The sequence below is a fragment of the Streptomyces sp. MUM 203J genome (genome assembly GCF_022414595.1).
In the GTDB taxonomy this organism is placed as follows: Bacteria; Actinomycetota; Actinomycetes; order Streptomycetales; family Streptomycetaceae; genus Streptomyces.
In genome coordinates this window covers 44,193-62,402 of the sequence record NZ_JADWYO010000036.1, presented here as the reverse complement: position 1 = coordinate 62,402, position 18,210 = coordinate 44,193, and the positions used below count along the sequence as shown (strand labels likewise).

The following is an 18,210-nucleotide window of genomic DNA, read 5'->3' as shown; positions in this document are numbered from 1 at the left end:
GCGCCGGGGTCACCCCGCGCGATCCGGGCCAGCGCCAGCGCGAGAAGCACGGCCTGCGCGAGGTGGGTGGCCGCGACGGCCACCAGCAGCGCGGTCGCGCCGAGGAGCGGCCGGCGGGCGGTCCGGGCGGCGCGCAGCAGCTCCGGGTGGAGCATCATCGGGGTTCGTTCCCTTCGTGTGCGGCCGGGGCCGCCCGGGCGGGGACCCGGGCAGGCCCGGCGGATTCGGCCTCCGGGCCTCGGCCGCCCCGGGCGGGCCCGGCGGCTCGGGCAAAGCCGGGGACCTCGGCAGGCCGCACGGGCCCGACGGACTCCGGAGGCACAGCAGATTCAGCCTGCGCGCGCCGAGGGGACAGGGGGACCTCAACGCACCGAGCAGTCCCCGGCACCCCGGCAGCCGGGGCGGGCCCGCGGGCCTCAACACCCCGGGCAGGGCCCTCAGGCCTGACTGCCTCGGCAGAACCGGCGGGCACGATGGGCCCGGCAGACGCCGCGGACACGAGGGCACCGACGCCACCGGCCAGCTCCGGGGACCGGGCCGGTCCGGCGGTTCCAGGGTGTCCGACGGCTCGGGCGGGCCGGGCGGGACCAGGGGCCCCAGCGGCTCGGGGAGGCGCAGAGGCCCCAGCGGTTCGGGCGGGCGCAGGCGCCTCGGCGGCTTCGGAGCCCCCGGCCGGACCGGCGGGCCCCGCGGCGGCGGTCGGCAGGCCGAGCGCCAGGGCGTGGACGATGTCGGCGGGGCCCTCGGAGCCGTGCTGCCACGATCCGACCGGCCGGGACGCGAGACCGAGTGCCGTCGCGGCGGCCTGGGCGAGCCCGACGGCGTATCCCGCGGCCAGATGGTCGCGGCGTACCCGCGCGGGCTCGGCGTCGTCGGGGCATCCGTGCGCCAGGAGCACGGCCCCGGTGCGGGCCAGCCACGCCTGCCCGGCCGCCCGGGCGGCCAGCCCCGGCAGCCGGCGCCCCGGCACGATCAGCGTCCAGCGCAGGCCCTCTGCGTGGGCGGCGGCCGCGCGGGCGATGCCGATCAGGGTGCCGAGCTGTCCCTGGTCCGGCACCCCGGGGAAGGGGGGCGCGGCACTGCGGCGGGCCGTCAGTGCGGCGTCGTCGAGGGGCGGTGCGGCGGTGGGAAGCCAGGTGGGGGTGCCGTCGGCCGCCGTCAGGCCGTCGAGGACCCGCCATGCCTCGCGGAGCACCGGGGGTGCGGGGTGCGGGCAGGGCGGTGACGGCGTGGTGGGCGGGTGCGCGGCCCACCGGTGCAGCGCGTCGGTCTCTGCCCTGCCCCGCCTCTGGCCCGTCCTCGTGCGCGGGACGGGCCCGGGTGTCCGGCCGTCGGGCGCCGGACGAGCCGCCTCTTCAGGCCCTGGGGGCACGCCCAGCTCGACGACATGGGGCGAGTCGGAGAAGCGGGGGGTTCGGGGTGCGGCGCACCCTCGCGCGGACGAGCCGCGCATCGGGACGGCCGGGAAGCGGCGGGGCGGCGGAGGCGCCGTCCCGGGCGCCAGTCGTACGGCCGCCAAGGGGTGTTCTCGTTCCCCCTGCCGTTCGGGAAGCCCCGCCGCCCGGGAGAGAAGCGCGCCGCCCGTGTCCGGGCACCATCCCGCCGCCCCCGCCAGGGCCAGCGCCGCGGCCGCGTGGCCCGCGTCCAGGAGGAGCAGGGGCCACGCGCGGTGGCCGTAGTGGGAGACCGTGCGCCGCGCGGTGACCGTCAGCACGGCGAGCGCGCCCGGCGGCGCACCCCCGTCGACGGCACCGCGCAGCCGCAGGCGGTGGGCGACCGGGTCGTAGGCGTACCGCCCCGGCGGCAGGGCCCACGGGCCCGCCCCCAGCAGAACGTGCACGTTCACGGGGTGCAGCCCCCCGGCGGAGGCGGCGGCCCGCAGCCGCCCCCCGGCCAGGGAGCACCGCAGCAGCCGGTCCAGCGGTGCCGGCACGGCGAGGGTCGGTCCCGGCCAGGCACTGACCTGACGCCCGGCCGGAAAGTCTGGCCCGGGCACCTCCGGTGAACGCGCCCGGGCGAGCGCGGCGGCAAGAGAACGGATCACGGCGCGCCTCACATGTGCGGGGGCGGAGCCAGCGTGAAGTCCCCGGGCCCGGCGGGTGCCGCGGCACGCCACCCGCGCGCCACGGCGGCCTCGCCGAAGCGGCGGCAGCCCAGGTAGGCGAAGGCGGCGGGCGCGTTGGGCACCAGCCCGGACACCAGGACCCTGGCGACCCGGAGCGGGGTCTGCGCCACGTCCTCCGTGGTGAGGTCCAGTGTGAGGACCCGGTGCCCGCCCTCCGCCAGCCGCGTCCTCAGGGCCTCACGGCCGCCCGGCTTCACGTCCCGCACCGGGACCGTTCCGAGCGCCGGGTCGGTGAAGCGCCGCGCGTACGGCGCCATGCGCGGGTCCAGCCACACCTGGACGTGCGCGCCCAGATCCCGTACCGCCGCGAAGTCCTCGCCGGTGTCGTCCAGGTAGCGCCGGTCGCTCCGGTGCTCCAGGTAGAGGCCCCGCGCCAGCATGCCCGCCTCGATGGCCTGGAACACCCAGCCGTCGGCGTCGGTGGCGCCCTGGGTGAAGACCCAGGTGTGGACGGCTTCCAGCACGGCCTTGCGGGCCGCCTCGGCGGGGTCGTAGCGGCAGGCGAACCCGGCGGCGTGGATGCCGCGTTCGGGGTCATGGACGAGCGCGGCCATGCAGGGCGCGAACTCGGACGGCATCTCGACGACGGACACCTCCAGCGAGGTGCCTTCGAGGTCGCGCGCGAGGCCCGGCACGCTCGCCGGATCGATGCCGCGGGCGGGCCCGTCGAGGTGCCACCACAGTTCGAGGGCGTCCCGCTCGACGATTTCCAGAAGGCCGCGTTCCACGGCGTCGTCGAAGCCCCGGCCCGCGGCGATGCCCGCGTAGTTGAGGTGGTGTGTGCGGGGCAGGGAACGCAGTTCACCCTGACGCCAGTTGAGGTGGCTCAACGCGACGGGCACCCAGCAGTCCCCGCCGCCCTCCTCCCGGGCCCGCGCCCAGAGGGCGGGGGTGTCGGGGGTGAGCGGCCGGTACGGGAAGCGGGGCCGGGCGTACTGCCAGGGCGCGTAGGCGGGCAGGTCTCCGGGCCCGTACACCCGCAGTCCCTCGGCGGACAGTTCGGCGGCGGTGGCCCGGCGCGGGGCGCCCGGGTGACCGGGCGGGGGGAGCCGGTTGCCGCAGTAGCGTTCCACGGCCTCCGCGACGGCGGCGATCCGGGCGCCCGCCGGGTCCCCGAAGGTGGTGCCGAGAGAGACCCGGTCCGCGGGCCAGGCGCCGAAGCGGCGGGCGTCGGAGACCTCGGCGGTCATGGCGGTGTAGCGGGGCGGGGCTCCGTCGGGGAGCGGGACCGGCGCGACACCGCGTATCAGCCCGCATACGGGGTCGACCAGTGCCTCCACGTCCAGTGCGGTGGTGCTCACTTCGGGATCTCCTGTCGGGGGTCGGCCTTGCGGATGCGGGGCGCCACGGGCAGCAGCAGTCGGCTGCCCGTCAGGCGTACGGCGCGGTGCGAGGCGGTCAGGCGGGTCGCCGTGACCGGGTTCTCGCCGGTGTGCGGGTTGCGGGCGTGGGCGGGGAAGTGGTGTCCGGCGACCTCCACCCGCAGCCGTGTGCCCGCGTCGAGGCGGCGGGCCAGCACGCCGAGCGGCACGGTGAACGGCCCGGGGCGGCTGCGCCGCACGACACCGGTGGCCAGCGGGCGGGCGTGCCCGTCGGGGGTGAGCGCGGTCAGCCGGAGCGCCCAGTCGGCGGAGGGGGTGTCGGCGGTCGCGTCCAGCCGGGCTTCGGCGGGGCCGAGCAGGTCCAGGGGGCGGGGCAGCGGCGGGCCGACGAGCAGGCAGCGGTCCGCCGGGGCCGTGTCGGGCACGGCCAGGTCGTCGGAGCGGACCGGGCGGGCGGGATCCGCGACGAACTCCACGCCGCGCAGCGGCCGCAGCCGGGTCGGGTCGTCGAAGCCGAAGGGCTGCGGGGGGTACGAAGCCCGGGTCCCCGCACAGCTGTCGAGCACGCACCAGTGGTCGCTGTCCCCCAGCGCGGCCGTCGCGCCATGCCCCTGGAGGGAGCCCGCGAGGGCGGCCCGGGCCCAGTCGGCGTACAGCGAACCGAGGTTGAGGCGGTGGGCCGGCCGGGCCTCGGGTGCCGGGTCGGCCGTCAGCCCGTGCCCCCAGGGCCCGAGCAGCAGCCGGGCGGGGCCGCGCCACCCGCGCCAGAGGCGGACGGTGTCCCCGGCGAACGCGTCCCGGGTGCCGCCGACCGCCAGCAGCGGCATGTCCCCGGCGGGGAGCGGGCGGCGTGAAGCGGCCCACAGGGCGGGCCAGGCGGGCAGGTCGAGCAGGCCGGAGACGGGCAGCCGGTCGAGCGCGACCGGCCCGGGCCGGGCGGCCGGCTCGCGGCGGTCGCCGTGCGCGGCCCACCAGCCGGCCCGGGCGTGCAGCCGCTCGGGACCGGTCGGTTCGCGTGCGGTCTCGGCGAGTCCGAGCGCGGGCACGGCGGCGATGACGGCGTCCGCGCCCGGTAGCGCCAGCGCACAGAACGCCCCGTACGAAGCGCCCGAGGCGACGATCCGGCCGTCGCTCCACACCCGGCCGCGGATCCACCGCAGCGCGCTCGCCCCGTCGGCCGCCTCGTGGTCCCCGTACGGGCGCCAGTCGCCCTCGGAGCCGTAGCGTCCCCGCACGTCCTGGGCGACTGCGGCGAAACCGCGTGCGGCCCAGGCCCGCAGTTCGGCGCGGTGGGCGCGCCGGTCGTAGGGGGTGCGGATCAGGACGGCCGGGTGGGGGCCGGGCGGGGTGGCGGGGAGGCACAGGTCGGTGGCGAGCCCGTCGACGCGCAGGGTCGTCACGCGGACGGCCGTCCGGGCCGCGGGGGTCACGAGGTGCGGGCTCATGCCGTGCGGCTCTCCGGCAGCGGCGCGACCTCCGGGACCGGGAGCACCGGGTGTTCGGTGACGGTGAGGTCCCGCAGGTCGATCCGGCGCAGGCGGCGGCGGACGGCGAGCGGGGCGCCTCCGGCGGCGGCCCAGGCGATCAGGTCGCCGGTCAGCAGGGCGGCGGTGAGCGCGGCGGACGTCTCCGTGTGGCGCGGGGTGTCGTCGGGAGTTCGGTGCCCCGCCCAGTAGGCGGCGAGCTGGCGGTGCGCGGGGGTCGCGGCGAGGCGACGGAGCCGTACGTGGGCGGAGGTCACATCGCCGGGCCCGGCGGCCGGGGGTTCGATCCAGATGTGGCGGCCCTCCCGGTGGGTGCGCAGCCAGGCGGCGCCGCGGGCGGGGAGCAGCCGGTCGGCGGCGTCCCAGAGGCCGGGCGGTACGGGACCGTCGAGGCACCAGACGACGGCCGTACGGGCGGGGTCGGCCTCCAGGGCCGCCGTGATCGCGTCCTCCGTCCCCTGCGCGTCCCCGGCCGTCTGCGGGACGGCGGCGCCCGCGTCGCGGACCCATCGTGTGAGGAGCCCGGCCACCACCGGGTCCCCGAGGACGACGACGGTACGGCCGGCCAGCGGCCGGTCCCGGGAGGTGCCGCCTTCCCGGCGGCCGGTGTACCCCGCGTCGTGGAACGCGGCCGCCAGTCTGTCGAGTTCGGGGTCGCCCGCGCCTGTGCCGTCGGCGAGCCGGGCCGTCAGGGCGCCGGCGTCCGCGCCCGAGGTGTCGACGCGGAGGAAGGAGCCGTCCGGGGTGCGCAGGGCGAGTTCCCCGCCGGGGACGGTGACGAGGACGACGCCGGGGGCGAACTGCACGCTTGTTTCTCCTGGTCGGGTCGGAAGGTCGGGGAGAGGGAGAGGGAGAGAGGCGGGCCCGCCCGGGAAGGCAGCCGGGCGGGCCCAGTACGTGATCGACGACGAGCCGATGTCGCGGCCTACTTCTCCGCGCCGGCCTCGACGGCGTCGGCCGTGTCCTCGAAGGGGTTCTCGACCAGCGCGTTGGAGTGGGTCGCGGACAGGTGAGCCAGCTGCCCCTGCTCGGCGATCGGGGTGAACACCTTGTGCTGCTCCATGAGTTGAGACTCCGTTCAGTACGGGTGATGCGGTGCGCGCCACCGGTCCGGCGACGCACCACCGACCTTAATGAATATGATTTTCATTCCGCAAGTACTTCCGTGGCCGGCAGAGGGTGATCCGGGTAACACACGGGCCAGCCGCCCACCGGGTCACGCCCCACCCGCCCCGCCACACCCAGCACCCCGGCCAGCAGTTCCGGCGTGACGACCTCGGCGGGCGGTCCGTCGGCGGCGACCCGCCCGTCCCGCAGGGCGACGATCCGGTCGGCGAACCGGGCGGCGTGCCCCAGATCGTGAAGCACCATCAGCACGGTGAGCCCCCGCTCTTCCCGGAGCCTTGCGACGGTCTGCATGACCTCCAGCTGGTGGCGCAGGTCGAGGTACGTGGTCGGCTCGTCCAGCAGCAGGACCCGGGTGTCCTGGGCGAGCGCCATCGCCAGCCGCACGCGCTGCCGCTCGCCGCCCGACAGCGCGTCCACCGGCCGGTCGGCCCACCCGGCGACCCCCACGTCCGCCAGGGCCCGGGCGCACACGCCGTCCTCCCCCTCCCGCAGCATCCCGAGCGGGCCCCGGGCCGCGTAGCGCCCCTGCCGCACGAGCTGCCGGACCGTCATGCCGGGTACGGGCGGGGACGACTGGTGCAGGAGCGCCACCCGGCGGGCCGCAGCCCTGCGGGACAGCCGGGCCACCTCCTCGCCGTCCAGCAGCACCCGTCCGGCCTCCGGTCGCAGCAGCCCGGCGCAGAGCCTCAGCAGGGTGCTCTTGCCGCAGCCGTTCAGCCCGACGAGGGCGACCGACTCGCCGGCGCCCACGCGCAGGTCCACGCCCGACAGCACCTCACGCCCCGGGTAGCTGAACCGCAGCCCCTCGGCCCGCACGGCCCCGGCGGCAGGGCGGACGCCCGCCGGATGGTCCCGTGGTTCTCCGGACGTCACCTCTGTGGAGGTCACACCTCCTCCTTCCGTCGTCGCGCCACGAGGAGCAGCAGCACCGCCCCGACGCAGGTGGTCAGCGCACCGGCCGGCACGCTCAGCCGGTCGGCGTCCAGCACGCGGGCGAGGGCCCGCGACCCCCACTGGGCCGCCGCGTCCGCCCCGCCCACGACGGCCGCCCCCAGCAGCGCGGCCCCCGGCAGGGCCGTCCGCAGGTCCGCCCCGCACACCGCGAACGCCAGATGCGGGACGAGCAGCCCGACGAACCCGAGCGCGCCCACCGCCGAGACGGCGCCCGCGGTGAGCGCCACGGCGCAGACCAGCGCGGCGAGCCGGGCCCGGCCGGTGCGCAGCCCGGCGGCGGCGGCCTGCTCGTCACCGCACCGCAGCAGGGTGAGCGGCCCGGCGAGCAGACAGGACGCCGCTCCCCAGACGAGCGCCCACGGCCACAGCAGGTGCCAGTGCGTCCACAGCCGTCCCTCGGTGGAGCCGACCAGCCACTGGACGACGCCTCCCAGTTCACCGGGCGCGACCAGCAGCACCATCGCGGTCAGCCCGGCCAGCACGGCCGACACGAGCACCCCGTGCACGGCGGTCCGTGCGGGATCGCCCCGGTCACGCCCGGCCAGCAGCCACAGCAGCCCGGCCCCGGCGAACCCGCCCGCGCACGCGGCGGCCACCACGGCGCCCGGCGACCGCCACCCGGCCAGCCCCAGCCCGGTCGCCGCGACCGCCCCGAGCACCGCCCCGGGAGTGACCCCGGTGACCTCGGGTCCGGCCAGCGGGTTGCGCAGCGCCGACTGGAGAACGATCCCGGCGGCTCCGAGCGACGCCCCCGCGACCAGCGCCACGAGCACGCGCGGCAAGCGCAGTTGGAGCACGACGTGCCGGGCGGTGGCGTCCCCGCCGCCTCGCAGCACCTCCCACACCCCGCCCCCGGACACCGTCCGCCCGGCGACCGTACCGGCGACGGCGACGGCGAGGACGAGCAGCAGGAGCACGGCCAGGCGCGGCCCGGCGGCCCGCTGCCTCCGGGGGACCGGCATCCGCTTCGCCGGAGCGCCGCTCAACGCTTCACCCCTCCCCTCGTCAACGCCACGCCCACCGGCACCCCCAGCAGTGCCGTCCACGCCCCCACCGGTGTCTCGACGGGCGCGAGGGCCAGCCGGGCCGGCAGATCGGCCACCGCCACCGCGAGTGCACCCCAGGCCGCCGACCAGGGCAGCCAGCCGACCGCGTCCAGCTCGGGCCGCAGCCGCCGCGCGAGGTGCGGGGCCAGGAAGCCCACCCAGGCGACGGGTCCGCACACCGCCACGACCGGCGCGATCAGCACCACGGCGACGGCGAGCGCCACCAGCCGGGCCGACCGCACCCGGACGCCCAGCGCCCGCGCGTCGTCGTCGCCGAGCCGCAGCACGCCCAGCGCAGGCGCGCACAGCACGAGCGCGGGCACGGCCACGGCCGTCCAGGGCCACAGTCCGGCCACGTCGTCCCAGGTGCGGGCGGACAGACTGCCCAGCAGGTAGCGGTAGATGAGCTGCAGGTCGAGCTGGTCGGCCAGCACCATCAGCACCAGCAGCGCGGCCTGCAACGCTGCCGCCACGGCCGCGCCGGTCAGCAGCACCGCAGACGGGCTGCGTCCGAAGCCCGCCGCCAGCAGTGTCAGTACGCCGCCCAGCCCGGCGCCGCCCAGCGCCAGGAACGGCTGCACCGCCGCCGGTATCGACACCGCGAGCACCAGCGGTGCGGCCACGCCCAGGGCTGCGCCGCTGGACACCCCGAGCATCTCGGGCACGGCCAGCGGGTTGCGCAGCGCCTCCTGGAGGACCAGCCCGGCCGCGCCCAGACAGGCCCCGGCGACCAGCGCCAGCACCAGGCGGGGCAGCCGCAGTTCGGTGACGACGACCCCGGCGAGGTCCTCGCCCCCGAGCGCCCCCGGCAGCGCGCCCGGCGCCACGTACGGCGTGCCGAGGCTCAGCGCGGCCCCGGTCACGGCGGTCAGCAGCACCCCGGCGAAGGCGAGGTGCCGCGAGGAACGCGAGGCGGTCACTTCAGCGCGGCCGTCGCCTCGTCAAGGACCAGGCCCAGCGACCGGGTACCCCGCCCCTTGGCCCACACGTCCGCGTCGACCTCGTGTACGTCGCCGTTCCTGACGGCGGGTATGCGGGACCACAGCGGGTTCTCGGCGAGTTCGTCGGACAGCCTGCCGTCCGCCGGGCCGCCGAAGGAGAGCGTCTCCACGAACAGCACGTCCACGTCGGCGGCGAGGATCTCCTCCATGCTGTAGGTGCCCTCGACGCCCCGGCTCTTCCACGGGTAGTGGGAGATCTTCGGGAACAGTCCGGCGGCGACGTCGTTGCCGGGGGCGGCGACCCCGAAGTTCTCGTCACTGCCGAAGACGACCAGTGCGGTCCGGTCGCTCCTGGCGGCCTCGGCGGCGGCGAGCTTGGCGCGGAAGCCCCGTTCGGCGGCCTCGCCCCGCTCGGTCCGCCCGGTCAGCGCGGCGAGGCCGCGCAGGTAGCCGACGCTGTCCTCCCAGCTGTCCGGCTGGACCGGCCAGAAGACGGTGGCCCCCTTCAGGGCGGGTGCGAGCCTGCCGTGGGTGTCCTCCAGACCGATGACCAGGTCCGGCTTGTGGGACAGGATCGCCTCCGTCTCCGGTGCGATGAACCCGCCCGGGACGACGGGGATCTTCGCGGCCTCGTCCCTCCCGAGGAACTTCGGGTGGGCGAGGAGGCCGGAGTTGGTGGCGACGGGCCTCATGCCGAGTTCGGCCAGCATGTCGTCGCAGAGCGCCACCAGGCAGACGACCCTCCGCGGGGCGGCGGCCGTGGCGACCTTGTGACCTGCGGGGTCGGTGATCTCCCTGGCGGCGGTGAGGGGCTGGACCTCCGCCCCGGTCGTGCGGGCGCCGTCCGGCGCCGTGTCGCCGGAGACGGTGTTCCCGGTGCCACCGCACCCGGTGAGCAGCGTCCCCATGACGGCGGCGGCGGCCCAACGGCGCACCCTCGTCAGCATCCTGCGTGACATATGACTCCCACTCCTCGTTCCGCGTGACCTACGGCCAGTACGACTCACATGATAATCATTATCAATAAGAAGGAAGCCGTTGACTCCGGAGGCACCGCATGCACCCCACCCCCCGTCTGCTCGTCGCGGACCAGGTCGCCGGATCCATGAGGGTTCTGGAGCTGCCCGGCGGGAGGGAGACAGCCGCCGTGGAGGGCAGGCACCTCGCGGAACACGCCGGATTCCTCGCGCTGCCGGGCGGCCGTGCCGCGTTCGTCGACGACCTCGCGGGCGAACTGGTCGTCCTCGACCCGTACGGCCCCGACCACGGCCGCCCCCTGGTCACGGCGACCGTCCCGGTCGCGACCCCCGCCGAGCACCTGGCCGCCGACCCGTCCGGCCGCCACCTGGCCGTCACCACCGGGCTCGGCCGCAATCCGGAGGCGTGGAGCGACCTGCTGACCGCCGTCGACCTGGGCGGGGACGGGGACCGCCCCCGGGCCGTGCGGGTGCGCACCCGCCCCGGCGAGCCGGGTGTGACCGTCCTGGGCGGCCCCGGGTCACGGCCCCTCACGGTGCTGCGCCACCGCGAGCCGGGCACGCTGGCCGCCTACCGCCACGACACCCTGCTGTCCGCCGCGCCCGCCTGCCCGCCCGCCACGCCCTCGTACGAGACCGCGCTGGCCGACGACGACGGCCACGGGGACGCCCACGACCCGGTCACCGGGCGGCTGTTCGCGGCGGCCGGGTCCGGGGTGCACCGCGCCCGCCGGGAGGGCGACCGGCTCGTCCCGGAGGAGCCGCTGCCCTGGGCCGGGCCCGGGCGGGGCTACTACCTGCGGCTCGACCCGGTGCGCCGCGCTCTGTGGTCCTGTGTGCGCGGCGGGCCGCCCGCCCCCGGCGCGTGGCCGGAGTGGACGAACGACGCCTGGTTCCACGGGCTCGACGACGGCCGCACGGGCCGTGTGCCGCTCGGCCCCGGCCTGGTCTTCCGGCTGGCGGTGAGCGACCGGCACATCACCTGTGCGCGTGTCCACCCGGACGGCGACGAGCTGATCCTCGTCGACCCTTCGGCCGCGGGAGGCCCACGCGTGGCGGCCCGGTTCCCGCTGCCCCCGATGGACGGCGCCCCGAAGCCCGGCGCCACGCCGTGGGACGGGGTCCAGCGACGGGCGGTCGCCGCCTCGCCCGGCGGTCCGCTGATCGCCGTCACGCGCGGGGGGCACGGTGAGATTCACCTTTTCGACGGAACCGGGGAAGCGGAGCCACAGGCCACGTTCACCGTGCCGACCTCGCTCGACGAGGGCGGCCACCTGGCGCTGATCACGCCCGACGACGGTGCGGAGGCCGATCCGGTGGGCCGCTGAAACGGTCCGGCACGCATCTCCCCCGCCGCCCTCCGGTCGCATGATTGTGAATCAATTCACGTAACCCTCTTGGCCGAGCGCTCCGATCCGTGCTGAGATGCGCTCGGACCCATTCACGACCCAACAGCTCGATGGCGCGCTCGGGGAGGGCAATGTGGCGCAGTCCGCCATGTCTGGATCCGGAACCACCGAAGAAGACGATCCCCTCCGGACCGCGGTGTGGCGGCTGCGCTCGCGCGGCTGCTGGACCGACGCCGCCGCACTGCTCGCCCCCACCGCCGACCGGCCGCCCGTCGCCGTGGAGCGGGCTGCGCTGCTGATCGAGCGGTGCCTGTACGCGGAGTGCGGATGGGCGGAGGCGGAGGATGCGCTGCGGGCGGCCGAGGCGGTCGCGCGCGAGGACGAGGACCGGGGCGCCGCCGCCTGCGAGCGCGGCTACCTCGCGTACGCGGCCACCCTGCACGGGGTGCGGGACCGGGCGGACGAGGCACGGTCGGCGCTGGGGCGGGCGGCGGCGCTGCTGAGCCCGTCCTCGCCGGGGCGCCCGCTGCTGGACTTCCGCCGCGGGCTCCTCGCGCAGTACCTGGCGGACACACCGCAGGCCGCGCGGGCGGCGTACCGGAGGGCGCACGCGGGGGCGACCGCGCGGGGCGACGCGTTACTGCTGTCGTTCACCTGGCGGCACCTGGCGGCGCTGGCACTGGGGGACGGTGAACTGGCGGAGGCACGGCACGGCTTCGCGGAGTCGCTGCGGCTGCGCGAGGAACTGGGCTACCTGGTGGGCACGGCTCCGGCACTGGCTGCGCTCGCGGACGCGGAACCGGAACCGGAGGCCACCCGGCTGCGTACGGAGGCCCGCCGCCTCTTCCACCTCCTGGGCGGCGTGCCGACCTGGCTGGCCGGCCACCTGGCGCCGCGTCCGGCGGCGTGACCGGCGGATCCGGACAGGCGCTGTTTCGGAAGGCCCCGGAGGGGCACGCGTCCGGCATCCCGTCCCTGGCGGTACGTCCACCGGAGGTGATGGCACATGCCCGGGCGTGAGGAACTTCCGTCGACGCTGGAGCGGTCGTCCGAGGCGGCCCGGCAGACCTGGATCAGGGCGCACGACTCGGCCGTCGGCCAGTACGGCGAGGGCGAGCGCGCCCACCGGGTCGCGTACGGCGCGCTGAAGCACTCGTACGAGAAGGTCGGCGACCACTGGGAGGCCAAGGAGAGGGGCCGCAAGGGCCCTTCGGGCCCCCGCGCCGCCACCCCGCGCGACGCACCCGCCCGCAGCGGCGAGGGCGTCGACGAGAACGCGTCCAAGGAACACCTGTACGGCCTGGCCAAGCGCATGGGGATCGGGGGCCGCTCCCAGATGAACAAGTCGGAGCTGGTCGACGCGCTGAGGAAGGAGAACCGGTCGAGGACGAGGAAGTCGCGCGAGCGGTAACCGCCCGGGGCGCGTCCCGGCAACTCCGAGCGCAACATGCGCGAGGTGTTCGCCACCGCCCGCCGCCAGGCCCCCTGCGTGGTCCTCCCCGACGAGCTGGACGCGCTCGGCGGAAAACGCAGCCGCACCCGGAACAGCGGCATGCGCACCACCGTCAACCAGCTGCTGACCGAACCGGACGGCATCGACGCCGCCGCCGAGGGCGTCTTCGTCCTGGCCGCCACCGGCGTGCCCTGGGACGTGGACATCGCCCTGCGCCGCCCCGGGCGCCTGGACCGCGCCCTGCTCGTCCTGCCGCCGGACGCGCCCGCCCGCGAGGCGATCCTCCGCTACCACCTCAAGGACCGGCCCATCGAGAGCGTCGACCTGGGCAGGCCGGCCAAGGCCACCGACGGCCTCTCCGGCGCCGACCTGGCCCATGTCTGCGAGTCCGCCGCCGAGTCGGCGCTGCCGGACCCGGCACGCACCGGACGTACGGCACACTCGGACCGGCGCGCCCAAGCCGGCCCGGTCAGCGTGGACGGCCGCCGTCCACGCGGTCGGGCCGCACATCGGGCACGACCGGGAAGGCGCACCCGCCGCGTGGCGGCGGTCGAAGGCGGCAGGGGAGGAACCCCCGCCGCTGCCCTCACCGCACCCGCAAGGTGACCAGCACGTCCCCCGCCGCCACGGCCAGTCCGCCGTCCCCCCGCAGTGCCACCGCCCGCACCGCCGGTCCCGGCCGAAACCGCCGCACGGCGGTCTCCCGGTCCCCGGCCTGCTCGTGGAGCTCCACCAGGCCGTCCGCCCACGCGACCGCCAGGCCGCCCCCTCCGGCGTGCAGCGTCACCACGGGGTGCGGGCGCCGGGCCACGAGCCGCGGCTCCCGGGGCGGCTCCCACAGGTGTACGGCTCCGTCGGCCCCGCCGCTGTACACCCGCAGTCCCGGGGCTCCCGTCGCCGCGAGCGCGGTGACGCGCCCGGAATGCGGCGCCGCCTGCCGCAGCCCGCCGAGGCTGAAGGCATGGACCGAGCCCATCCGGTCACCGGTGACGACCGCATCGGCCGCGGCGGCCAGCGCACTGGCCGGGTGCGTGGCCAGCGTGGCCGCGACGGCCCGCACCAGCCGGGGCGCGGGCCCCTCCACCCGCAGCCTCCCCCGCTCGTCCAGCCGCAGTTCCGCTCCGCCCGGCGGCATGCACGCCAGGGCCCTGACCCTCGGGTCCTCCGCCAGGACGAGCCGCCCGCCGCAGGTGGTCAGCGCACTGACCGGTGCCTCCCGGACCCCCGCCACCTCCCAGGGCGTATCCCGCGCCAGCTCCTCCAGTGCGGGCCGCAGCTCCTGCGCACCGCCCTCCCCCAGCGCGGCCCACAGCGCGAGCGCACGCCCCGCCGGGGTCTGGCCCGGCCGGATCAGCGCCTGCCCGGCCCGCAGCCACGCGGTGCGAAGGCCCCGGTGGCCGCCGGGCGACGCCTCGTACGCGCGGGTCACCCGCACCGGATCGGCCGCGCAGACCGCCACGGGGTCCGACAGGTCCGGCTCGGGCGCGGGCCCGGGCGGGGGCGGCGGGTGCAGGGTCACCTCCAGCCGCCCGAGCGCGCGCAGGTCGCGGGCCAGCGCGCCGGTCTCCGGGTCGTTCCCGGCCAGCTCCACGCGGGCGGCACGGCGGGGCCCGGCCAGGACGGCGGTCAGCAGCTCGGCCGGGGTTCCGGCCGCCACGCCCAGTTGATTGGCGGCCGCCCATACCGTGGCGCGCACAGTTCCTCCCGCCGGTTCAGTCCACGGCTCCGGTGAAGTGCTCCCGCACCAGGGACTCGACGACGGCCAGGTCCCCCGCCTCCAGGGCGTCCAGGAGCGCGCCGTGCTCGGCGGCGTCGGCCACGAGGTCCGCGCGCCGTGTGACGGGCGGGCTCACCAGTGGCCACTGCGAGCGGCGGTGCAGGTCGTCCGCCACGGCCACGAGCTGCTCGTTGCCCGCGAGGCCCAGGAGGGCGCGGTGGAAGGCGCGGTCGGCCTCCCCGTACACGGCGAGGTCGCCGTGCGCGGCGGCGGCAGCGGTGGCCTCGGCCAGCGGCCGGAGCCCGGCCCAGCGCGCGGCGGGCACGGTGCGGGCGAGCCTCAGCATCACCGGGACCTCGATCAGGGCGCGGACCTCGGCCAGTTCGGCCAGCTCGCGAGGGCTGCGCTCGACGACACGGAAGCCCCGGTTCGGCACGACCTCGACGGCCCCTTCCAGGGCGAGCTGCATCATGGCCTCCCGGACGGGCGTGGCCGACACGCCGAGCCGCACGCCGAGCGCGGGCGCCGAGTACACCTCGCCGGGCACCAGCTCCCCGCCGACCAGCGCGGCCCGCAGCGCCTGCAGGACCTGCCCCCGCACGGAATGCCTCTGCACCCGCCGTGCGGCGTCGGCCTGGACCGCTTCGGGTCCCGTGCCCGCCGGCCTCACCGGGACCGCCCGGCCCGAGCCCGGCGCCCCGGGCCCTTCCCGGCGCCCGGACGCCCGCACCGGGGCCGGTGTCTCCCCGCCCGCGACGGCCACGGCCCCCGGGGTGCCGCCCCGGGGCACCGGCCCCGCGGAGGCGTGCGTGTGCTCGCCGCGTGCACAGCCCCCGGCCCCGGTCTGCCCGGGAGCCTCCGCGAGCCCGTGTGCCGCGCGCACCACGACCGGGGTCGCCCTTCCGCCGCCCTGCTCCACTCGGGTCCTCCTACCGCTCCGTACCGGGGCCCGGCTCGCGGTGAAAGGGCCCGGTGTGCACGATAGGCGCAGACGCACGGCGTTCACACATCGATCAGATCGGGTAAGGTAAGGCTTACCTTAAAGCGACCTTCCCGCGATCGCGAATCGGTGGTCCCCGCATGTCCGTCACCACACTGCCGCCCGCCCCCTCTCCCGTCGCCCCTCCCCTGGCCTCCTCGTACGCCCGCCTCTCGGCGGTCTTCCCCGGACTGCGGGTACGGGAACTCGGTCAGCACGAGGAGCTGCCGGACGGCGAGGGATGGGTCGGGGCCGGCGAACTCGCGGAGGGCGGCCCCGCCCTGGACGCCTTCCTGTCCTGGGACGCCGCACAGGTGGAGCGCGACCACGGACGCCCGGCACGCCCGGACGTGGTGGCGAGCTTCGGACTCCACCGCTACGCCTGGCCCGCCTGTCTGCTGGTGACCGTCCCCTGGTTCCTGGGCCGCCGGGTGCCCCGGGTTCCGGCCGGAGACGTCGCCTTCCAGCGGGCGCTGGGGTACATGGCCGTACGGGTGAGGGAGTTCGCGTGCCTTCCGGACGACCCCGCCGCCCTGCTGCCGGAGGCGCGGGTCGTGCCGGACGAGGAGGCCCTGCGCGCCGAGGTGCGGGCCGCCGTCGCGGAGCACCTGGACCCGGTGCTCGAAGGCTTCAGGCCGCGGATGCGGCGCGGCAGCCGGGCCCTGTGGGGCATGGCGACGGACGAGATCGTCGAGGGCCTCTGGTACATCGCGGGACTGCTGGGCGAGGAGTCGCGCGCGATGGCGGAGCTGGAACTGCTCCTCCCGGGAAGCGACAAGCCGTACGTGGGGAACGCGGGATTCCGTGAACTGACCGCCCCCGACGGCCGCGCCCTCCCCACCCGCGACCGGGCCAGCTGCTGCCTCTTCTACACCCTGCGCCCCGAGGACACCTGCGTCACCTGCCCGCGCACCTGCGACGCGGACCGGGTACGCAAACTGACGGCCGCGGCCTGAGGGCCTCGGGCCGGGACCGCCACGCCACCCGGCCGGGTGAGATTAATCGAACTCAACTAAGGCTGCACATACAGCAGTTCGAGTAGATCGCACCTATTTGCATGTCCTGCGGCCCCAATGGCGTTCTCTTCCTCAGAAACCCCCTGCCGCACCGCGCGAGTCGGCCAGTATGGCGCTCCGTAACGCTCTACCGCGATGCGAGGGACACCGCATGAGACTGACCGACATATCGCTGGACTGGCTGCTCCCGGGCGGTGTGATGCTCGCTGGGGCCGTGGCGGCGGTGGTGGTGCTCGCGCGCGGCAAGCGCGCCGCCGGGGCGAAGGCCCCGGCCGAGGACTCCTGGGAACGCAGCGAGGAACGTCGCCGCCGCAAGGAGGCTATCTACGGCATCGCGTCCTATCTGCTCCTGTTCTGCTGCGCGGCCGTCGCCGCCGCGCTCTCCTTCCACGGACTCGTCGGCTTCGGCCGGCAGAACCTCAACCTCACCGGCGGCTGGGAGTACCTGGTCCCGTTCGGCCTGGACGGCGCCGCCATGTTCTGCTCGGTGCTCGCCGTCCGCGAGGCCAGCCACGGTGACGCCGCGCTCGGCTCCCGCCTTCTGGTGTGGCTGTTCGCCGGGGCCGCCGCCTGGTTCAACTGGGTGCACGCGCCGCGCGGTATGGGCCACGACGGCGCCCCGCACTTCTTCGCGGGCATGTCGCTCTCCGCGGCCGTGCTGTTCGACCGGGCTCTGAAGCAGACCCGCCGGGCGGCACTCCGCGAGCAGGGCCTGGTGCCGCGCCCGCTGCCGCAGATCCGGGTGGTCCGCTGGCTGCGGGCACCCAGGGAGACCTTCGGTGCCTGGTCGCTGATGCTGCTGGAGGGCGTGCGGACCCTGGACGACGCCGTCGAGGAGGTGCGCGAGGACCGGCGGGAGAAGCTGCAGGCCCGCAGGCAGCGGCGGGAGCAGCAGAAGCTGGACCGGGCGAGGCTCCGGGCCTTCAACCGGCAGCACCGTGCCTGGGGGCTGGGCCGAGGTGGCCGCCAGGTGGACGTGCAGACCCTGAACTCCGCGACGGGTTCCTCGGCGGCCGTCGCGGAGCCCGCCATACCAGAGCAAGGACAGCTGCCGCACCGATCCCGGCCCTCCCTGCAGGCCGTGAGAGGGACTGAGCCCCGCACGGTCGATCTCACCGCGGAGGACGACACCCAGGCGGTTCCCCGACTCGACTCCCTGGAGGAGAAGCTGAAGAGCCTGGAGAAGCAGTTCGGCTGATCCCTGCCGGTGTCACCTCAGGCGATGGGCCCACCCGCATGCCGACGGGTGGGCCCATCGGCGTACGCCGGGCGGACAAGGGGCGGAGGCAGCCCGTTCACGCCGCAGGCTTCACATCCGTCAGCTCGAACCACACCACCTTGCCGACACCCTGGGTGTGCACTCCCCAGGCGTCTGCGAGCGCCTGCACCAGCAGCAGTCCTCTGCCATGCGTGCCGTCGTCCGTGACCGGCACATAGGGGTCGGGCAGTTCGGGAACGAAGTCCCGCACCTCCACCCGCAGCGTCGTACGGCCCAGGGTCGCCGTCACCACCGCGCCGCGGCGGGTGTGGATGAGCGCGTTGGTCACCAGCTCGCTGGTCAGCAGCTCGGCCGTGTCCGCCGGATCGGCCGCGATCCGATGCCGGACTAACTCCCGCAGCGAGCAGCGCACTTCCGCGACGGCCGTGAGGTCACCGCCCCGCACGTGCCGCCGCAGGCGTATGCCGTCCGCCGTCATGGGTCCGACTTCTGCCTGACGC

At 76.5% G+C, this 18,210-nt stretch carries 16 protein-coding genes and 2 pseudogenes; 6 read left to right on the top strand and 12 right to left on the bottom strand.

The window, feature by feature from the left end:
- Positions 1–154 precede the first annotated feature (154 nt).
- The 9 genes and pseudogenes from I3F58_RS18895 to I3F58_RS18855 form a co-directional block, all read right to left on the bottom strand.
- A complete protein-coding gene (locus tag I3F58_RS18895; protein ID WP_240109804.1) occupies positions 155–1,933 on the bottom strand; it encodes a hypothetical protein in 1,779 nt (592 codons plus the stop codon).
- 119 nt (positions 1,934–2,052) lie between these two features.
- Positions 2,053–3,426: a YcaO-like family protein gene (locus tag I3F58_RS18890; RefSeq protein WP_240109803.1), complete on the bottom strand. Its 1,374-nt coding sequence runs from the start codon at positions 3,424–3,426 to the stop codon at positions 2,053–2,055.
- Complete coding sequence (locus tag I3F58_RS18885) at positions 3,423–4,892, bottom strand: CocE/NonD family hydrolase (RefSeq protein ID WP_240109802.1); 1,470 nt, start codon at positions 4,890–4,892, stop codon at positions 3,423–3,425. Before I3F58_RS18885 ends, I3F58_RS18890 begins: the two co-directional genes overlap by 4 nt.
- Positions 4,889–5,737, bottom strand: a complete 849-nt coding sequence (locus tag I3F58_RS18880; RefSeq protein WP_240109801.1) for a hypothetical protein — start codon at positions 5,735–5,737, stop codon at positions 4,889–4,891. The genes I3F58_RS18885 and I3F58_RS18880 overlap by 4 nt, the downstream gene beginning before the upstream one ends.
- A gap of 119 nt (positions 5,738–5,856) precedes the next feature.
- Positions 5,857–5,994: a streptamidine family RiPP gene (amiA, locus tag I3F58_RS18875; protein WP_240109800.1), complete on the bottom strand. Its 138-nt coding sequence runs from the start codon at positions 5,992–5,994 to the stop codon at positions 5,857–5,859.
- A gap of 67 nt (positions 5,995–6,061) precedes the next feature.
- Positions 6,062–6,932, bottom strand: a pseudogene (locus I3F58_RS18870) (ABC transporter ATP-binding protein).
- Positions 6,933–6,943: 11 nt separating this feature from the next.
- Positions 6,944–7,975 carry an iron ABC transporter permease gene (locus I3F58_RS18865; RefSeq protein WP_240109809.1) on the bottom strand — a complete coding sequence of 344 codons (1,032 nt, stop codon included), beginning with the start codon at positions 7,973–7,975 and terminating at the stop codon, positions 6,944–6,946.
- Positions 7,976–7,995: 20 nt separating this feature from the next.
- Positions 7,996–8,934 (bottom strand): iron ABC transporter permease, encoded by a 939-nt coding sequence (locus I3F58_RS18860; protein WP_275678681.1) that lies wholly within the window; start codon positions 8,932–8,934, stop codon positions 7,996–7,998.
- Positions 8,935–8,975: 41 nt separating this feature from the next.
- On the bottom strand, positions 8,976–9,959 hold the full coding sequence (locus tag I3F58_RS18855; protein ID WP_240109799.1) for an ABC transporter substrate-binding protein: 984 nt from the start codon (positions 9,957–9,959) through the stop codon (positions 8,976–8,978).
- 98 nt (positions 9,960–10,057) lie between these two features.
- On the opposite strand from I3F58_RS18855, the gene I3F58_RS18850 reads away from it, so the two are divergent.
- From I3F58_RS18850 to I3F58_RS18835, 4 genes and pseudogenes are all read left to right on the top strand, one after another.
- The gene (locus tag I3F58_RS18850; protein ID WP_240109798.1) at positions 10,058–11,305 is read left to right on the top strand and encodes a hypothetical protein; all 1,248 of its coding nucleotides are present in this window, start codon (positions 10,058–10,060) and stop codon (positions 11,303–11,305) included.
- Between the two features lie 169 nt (positions 11,306–11,474).
- Entirely contained in the window at positions 11,475–12,236 is a 762-nt protein-coding gene (locus tag I3F58_RS18845) for a hypothetical protein (RefSeq protein WP_240109797.1), read from the top strand.
- 96 nt (positions 12,237–12,332) lie between these two features.
- Positions 12,333–12,737: a ChaB family protein gene (locus I3F58_RS18840; protein ID WP_240109796.1), complete on the top strand. Its 405-nt coding sequence runs from the start codon at positions 12,333–12,335 to the stop codon at positions 12,735–12,737.
- Between the two features lie 18 nt (positions 12,738–12,755).
- A pseudogene (locus tag I3F58_RS18835) lies at positions 12,756–13,385 on the top strand (AAA family ATPase); the annotation flags it as partial.
- Here I3F58_RS18835 and I3F58_RS18830 read toward each other — a convergent pair.
- Together I3F58_RS18830 and I3F58_RS18825 are read right to left on the bottom strand one after the other, a co-directional pair.
- Complete coding sequence (locus I3F58_RS18830; protein WP_240109795.1) at positions 13,366–14,475, bottom strand: hypothetical protein; 1,110 nt, start codon at positions 14,473–14,475, stop codon at positions 13,366–13,368. The pseudogene I3F58_RS18835 and the gene I3F58_RS18830 overlap by 20 nt on opposite strands.
- 16 nt (positions 14,476–14,491) lie before the next feature.
- Positions 14,492–15,382, bottom strand: a complete 891-nt coding sequence (locus tag I3F58_RS18825) for a GntR family transcriptional regulator (protein WP_240109807.1) — start codon at positions 15,380–15,382, stop codon at positions 14,492–14,494.
- A gap of 194 nt (positions 15,383–15,576) precedes the next feature.
- Between I3F58_RS18825 and I3F58_RS18820 the strand changes: the two genes are divergently transcribed.
- Together I3F58_RS18820 and I3F58_RS18815 are read left to right on the top strand one after the other, a co-directional pair.
- Positions 15,577–16,431 (top strand): (2Fe-2S)-binding protein, encoded by an 855-nt coding sequence (locus tag I3F58_RS18820; protein WP_240109794.1) that lies wholly within the window; start codon positions 15,577–15,579, stop codon positions 16,429–16,431.
- Between the two features lie 211 nt (positions 16,432–16,642).
- On the top strand, positions 16,643–17,689 hold the full coding sequence (locus I3F58_RS18815) for a DUF2637 domain-containing protein (RefSeq protein ID WP_240109793.1): 1,047 nt from the start codon (positions 16,643–16,645) through the stop codon (positions 17,687–17,689).
- Between the two features lie 97 nt (positions 17,690–17,786).
- Here the strand turns inward: I3F58_RS18815 and I3F58_RS18810 are convergent, their stop codons facing one another.
- Positions 17,787–18,188 (bottom strand): ATP-binding protein, encoded by a 402-nt coding sequence (locus tag I3F58_RS18810; protein WP_240109792.1) that lies wholly within the window; start codon positions 18,186–18,188, stop codon positions 17,787–17,789.
- Positions 18,189–18,210: the final 22 nt, after the last annotated feature.

What these genes read in the sequence shown, in the direction of transcription:
- I3F58_RS18840 (WP_240109796.1), top strand. Translation starts at nt 12,333, where the DNA reads ATGCCCGGGCGTGAGGAACTTCCGTCGACGCTGGAGCGGTCGTCCGAG.
- I3F58_RS18845 (WP_240109797.1), top strand. Translation starts at nt 11,475, where the DNA reads ATGTCTGGATCCGGAACCACCGAAGAAGACGATCCCCTCCGGACCGCG.
- I3F58_RS18810 (WP_240109792.1), bottom strand. Translation starts at nt 18,188, where the DNA reads ATGACGGCGGACGGCATACGCCTGCGGCGGCACGTGCGGGGCGGTGAC.
- I3F58_RS18815 (WP_240109793.1), top strand. Translation starts at nt 16,643, where the DNA reads ATGAGACTGACCGACATATCGCTGGACTGGCTGCTCCCGGGCGGTGTG.
- I3F58_RS18865 (WP_240109809.1), bottom strand. Translation starts at nt 7,975, where the DNA reads ATGCCGGTCCCCCGGAGGCAGCGGGCCGCCGGGCCGCGCCTGGCCGTG.
- amiA (WP_240109800.1), bottom strand. Translation starts at nt 5,994, where the DNA reads ATGGAGCAGCACAAGGTGTTCACCCCGATCGCCGAGCAGGGGCAGCTG.
- I3F58_RS18820 (WP_240109794.1), top strand. Translation starts at nt 15,577, where the DNA reads ATGTCCGTCACCACACTGCCGCCCGCCCCCTCTCCCGTCGCCCCTCCC.
- I3F58_RS18850 (WP_240109798.1), top strand. Translation starts at nt 10,058, where the DNA reads ATGCACCCCACCCCCCGTCTGCTCGTCGCGGACCAGGTCGCCGGATCC.
- I3F58_RS18885 (WP_240109802.1), bottom strand. Translation starts at nt 4,892, where the DNA reads ATGAGCCCGCACCTCGTGACCCCCGCGGCCCGGACGGCCGTCCGCGTG.
- I3F58_RS18855 (WP_240109799.1), bottom strand. Translation starts at nt 9,959, where the DNA reads ATGTCACGCAGGATGCTGACGAGGGTGCGCCGTTGGGCCGCCGCCGCC.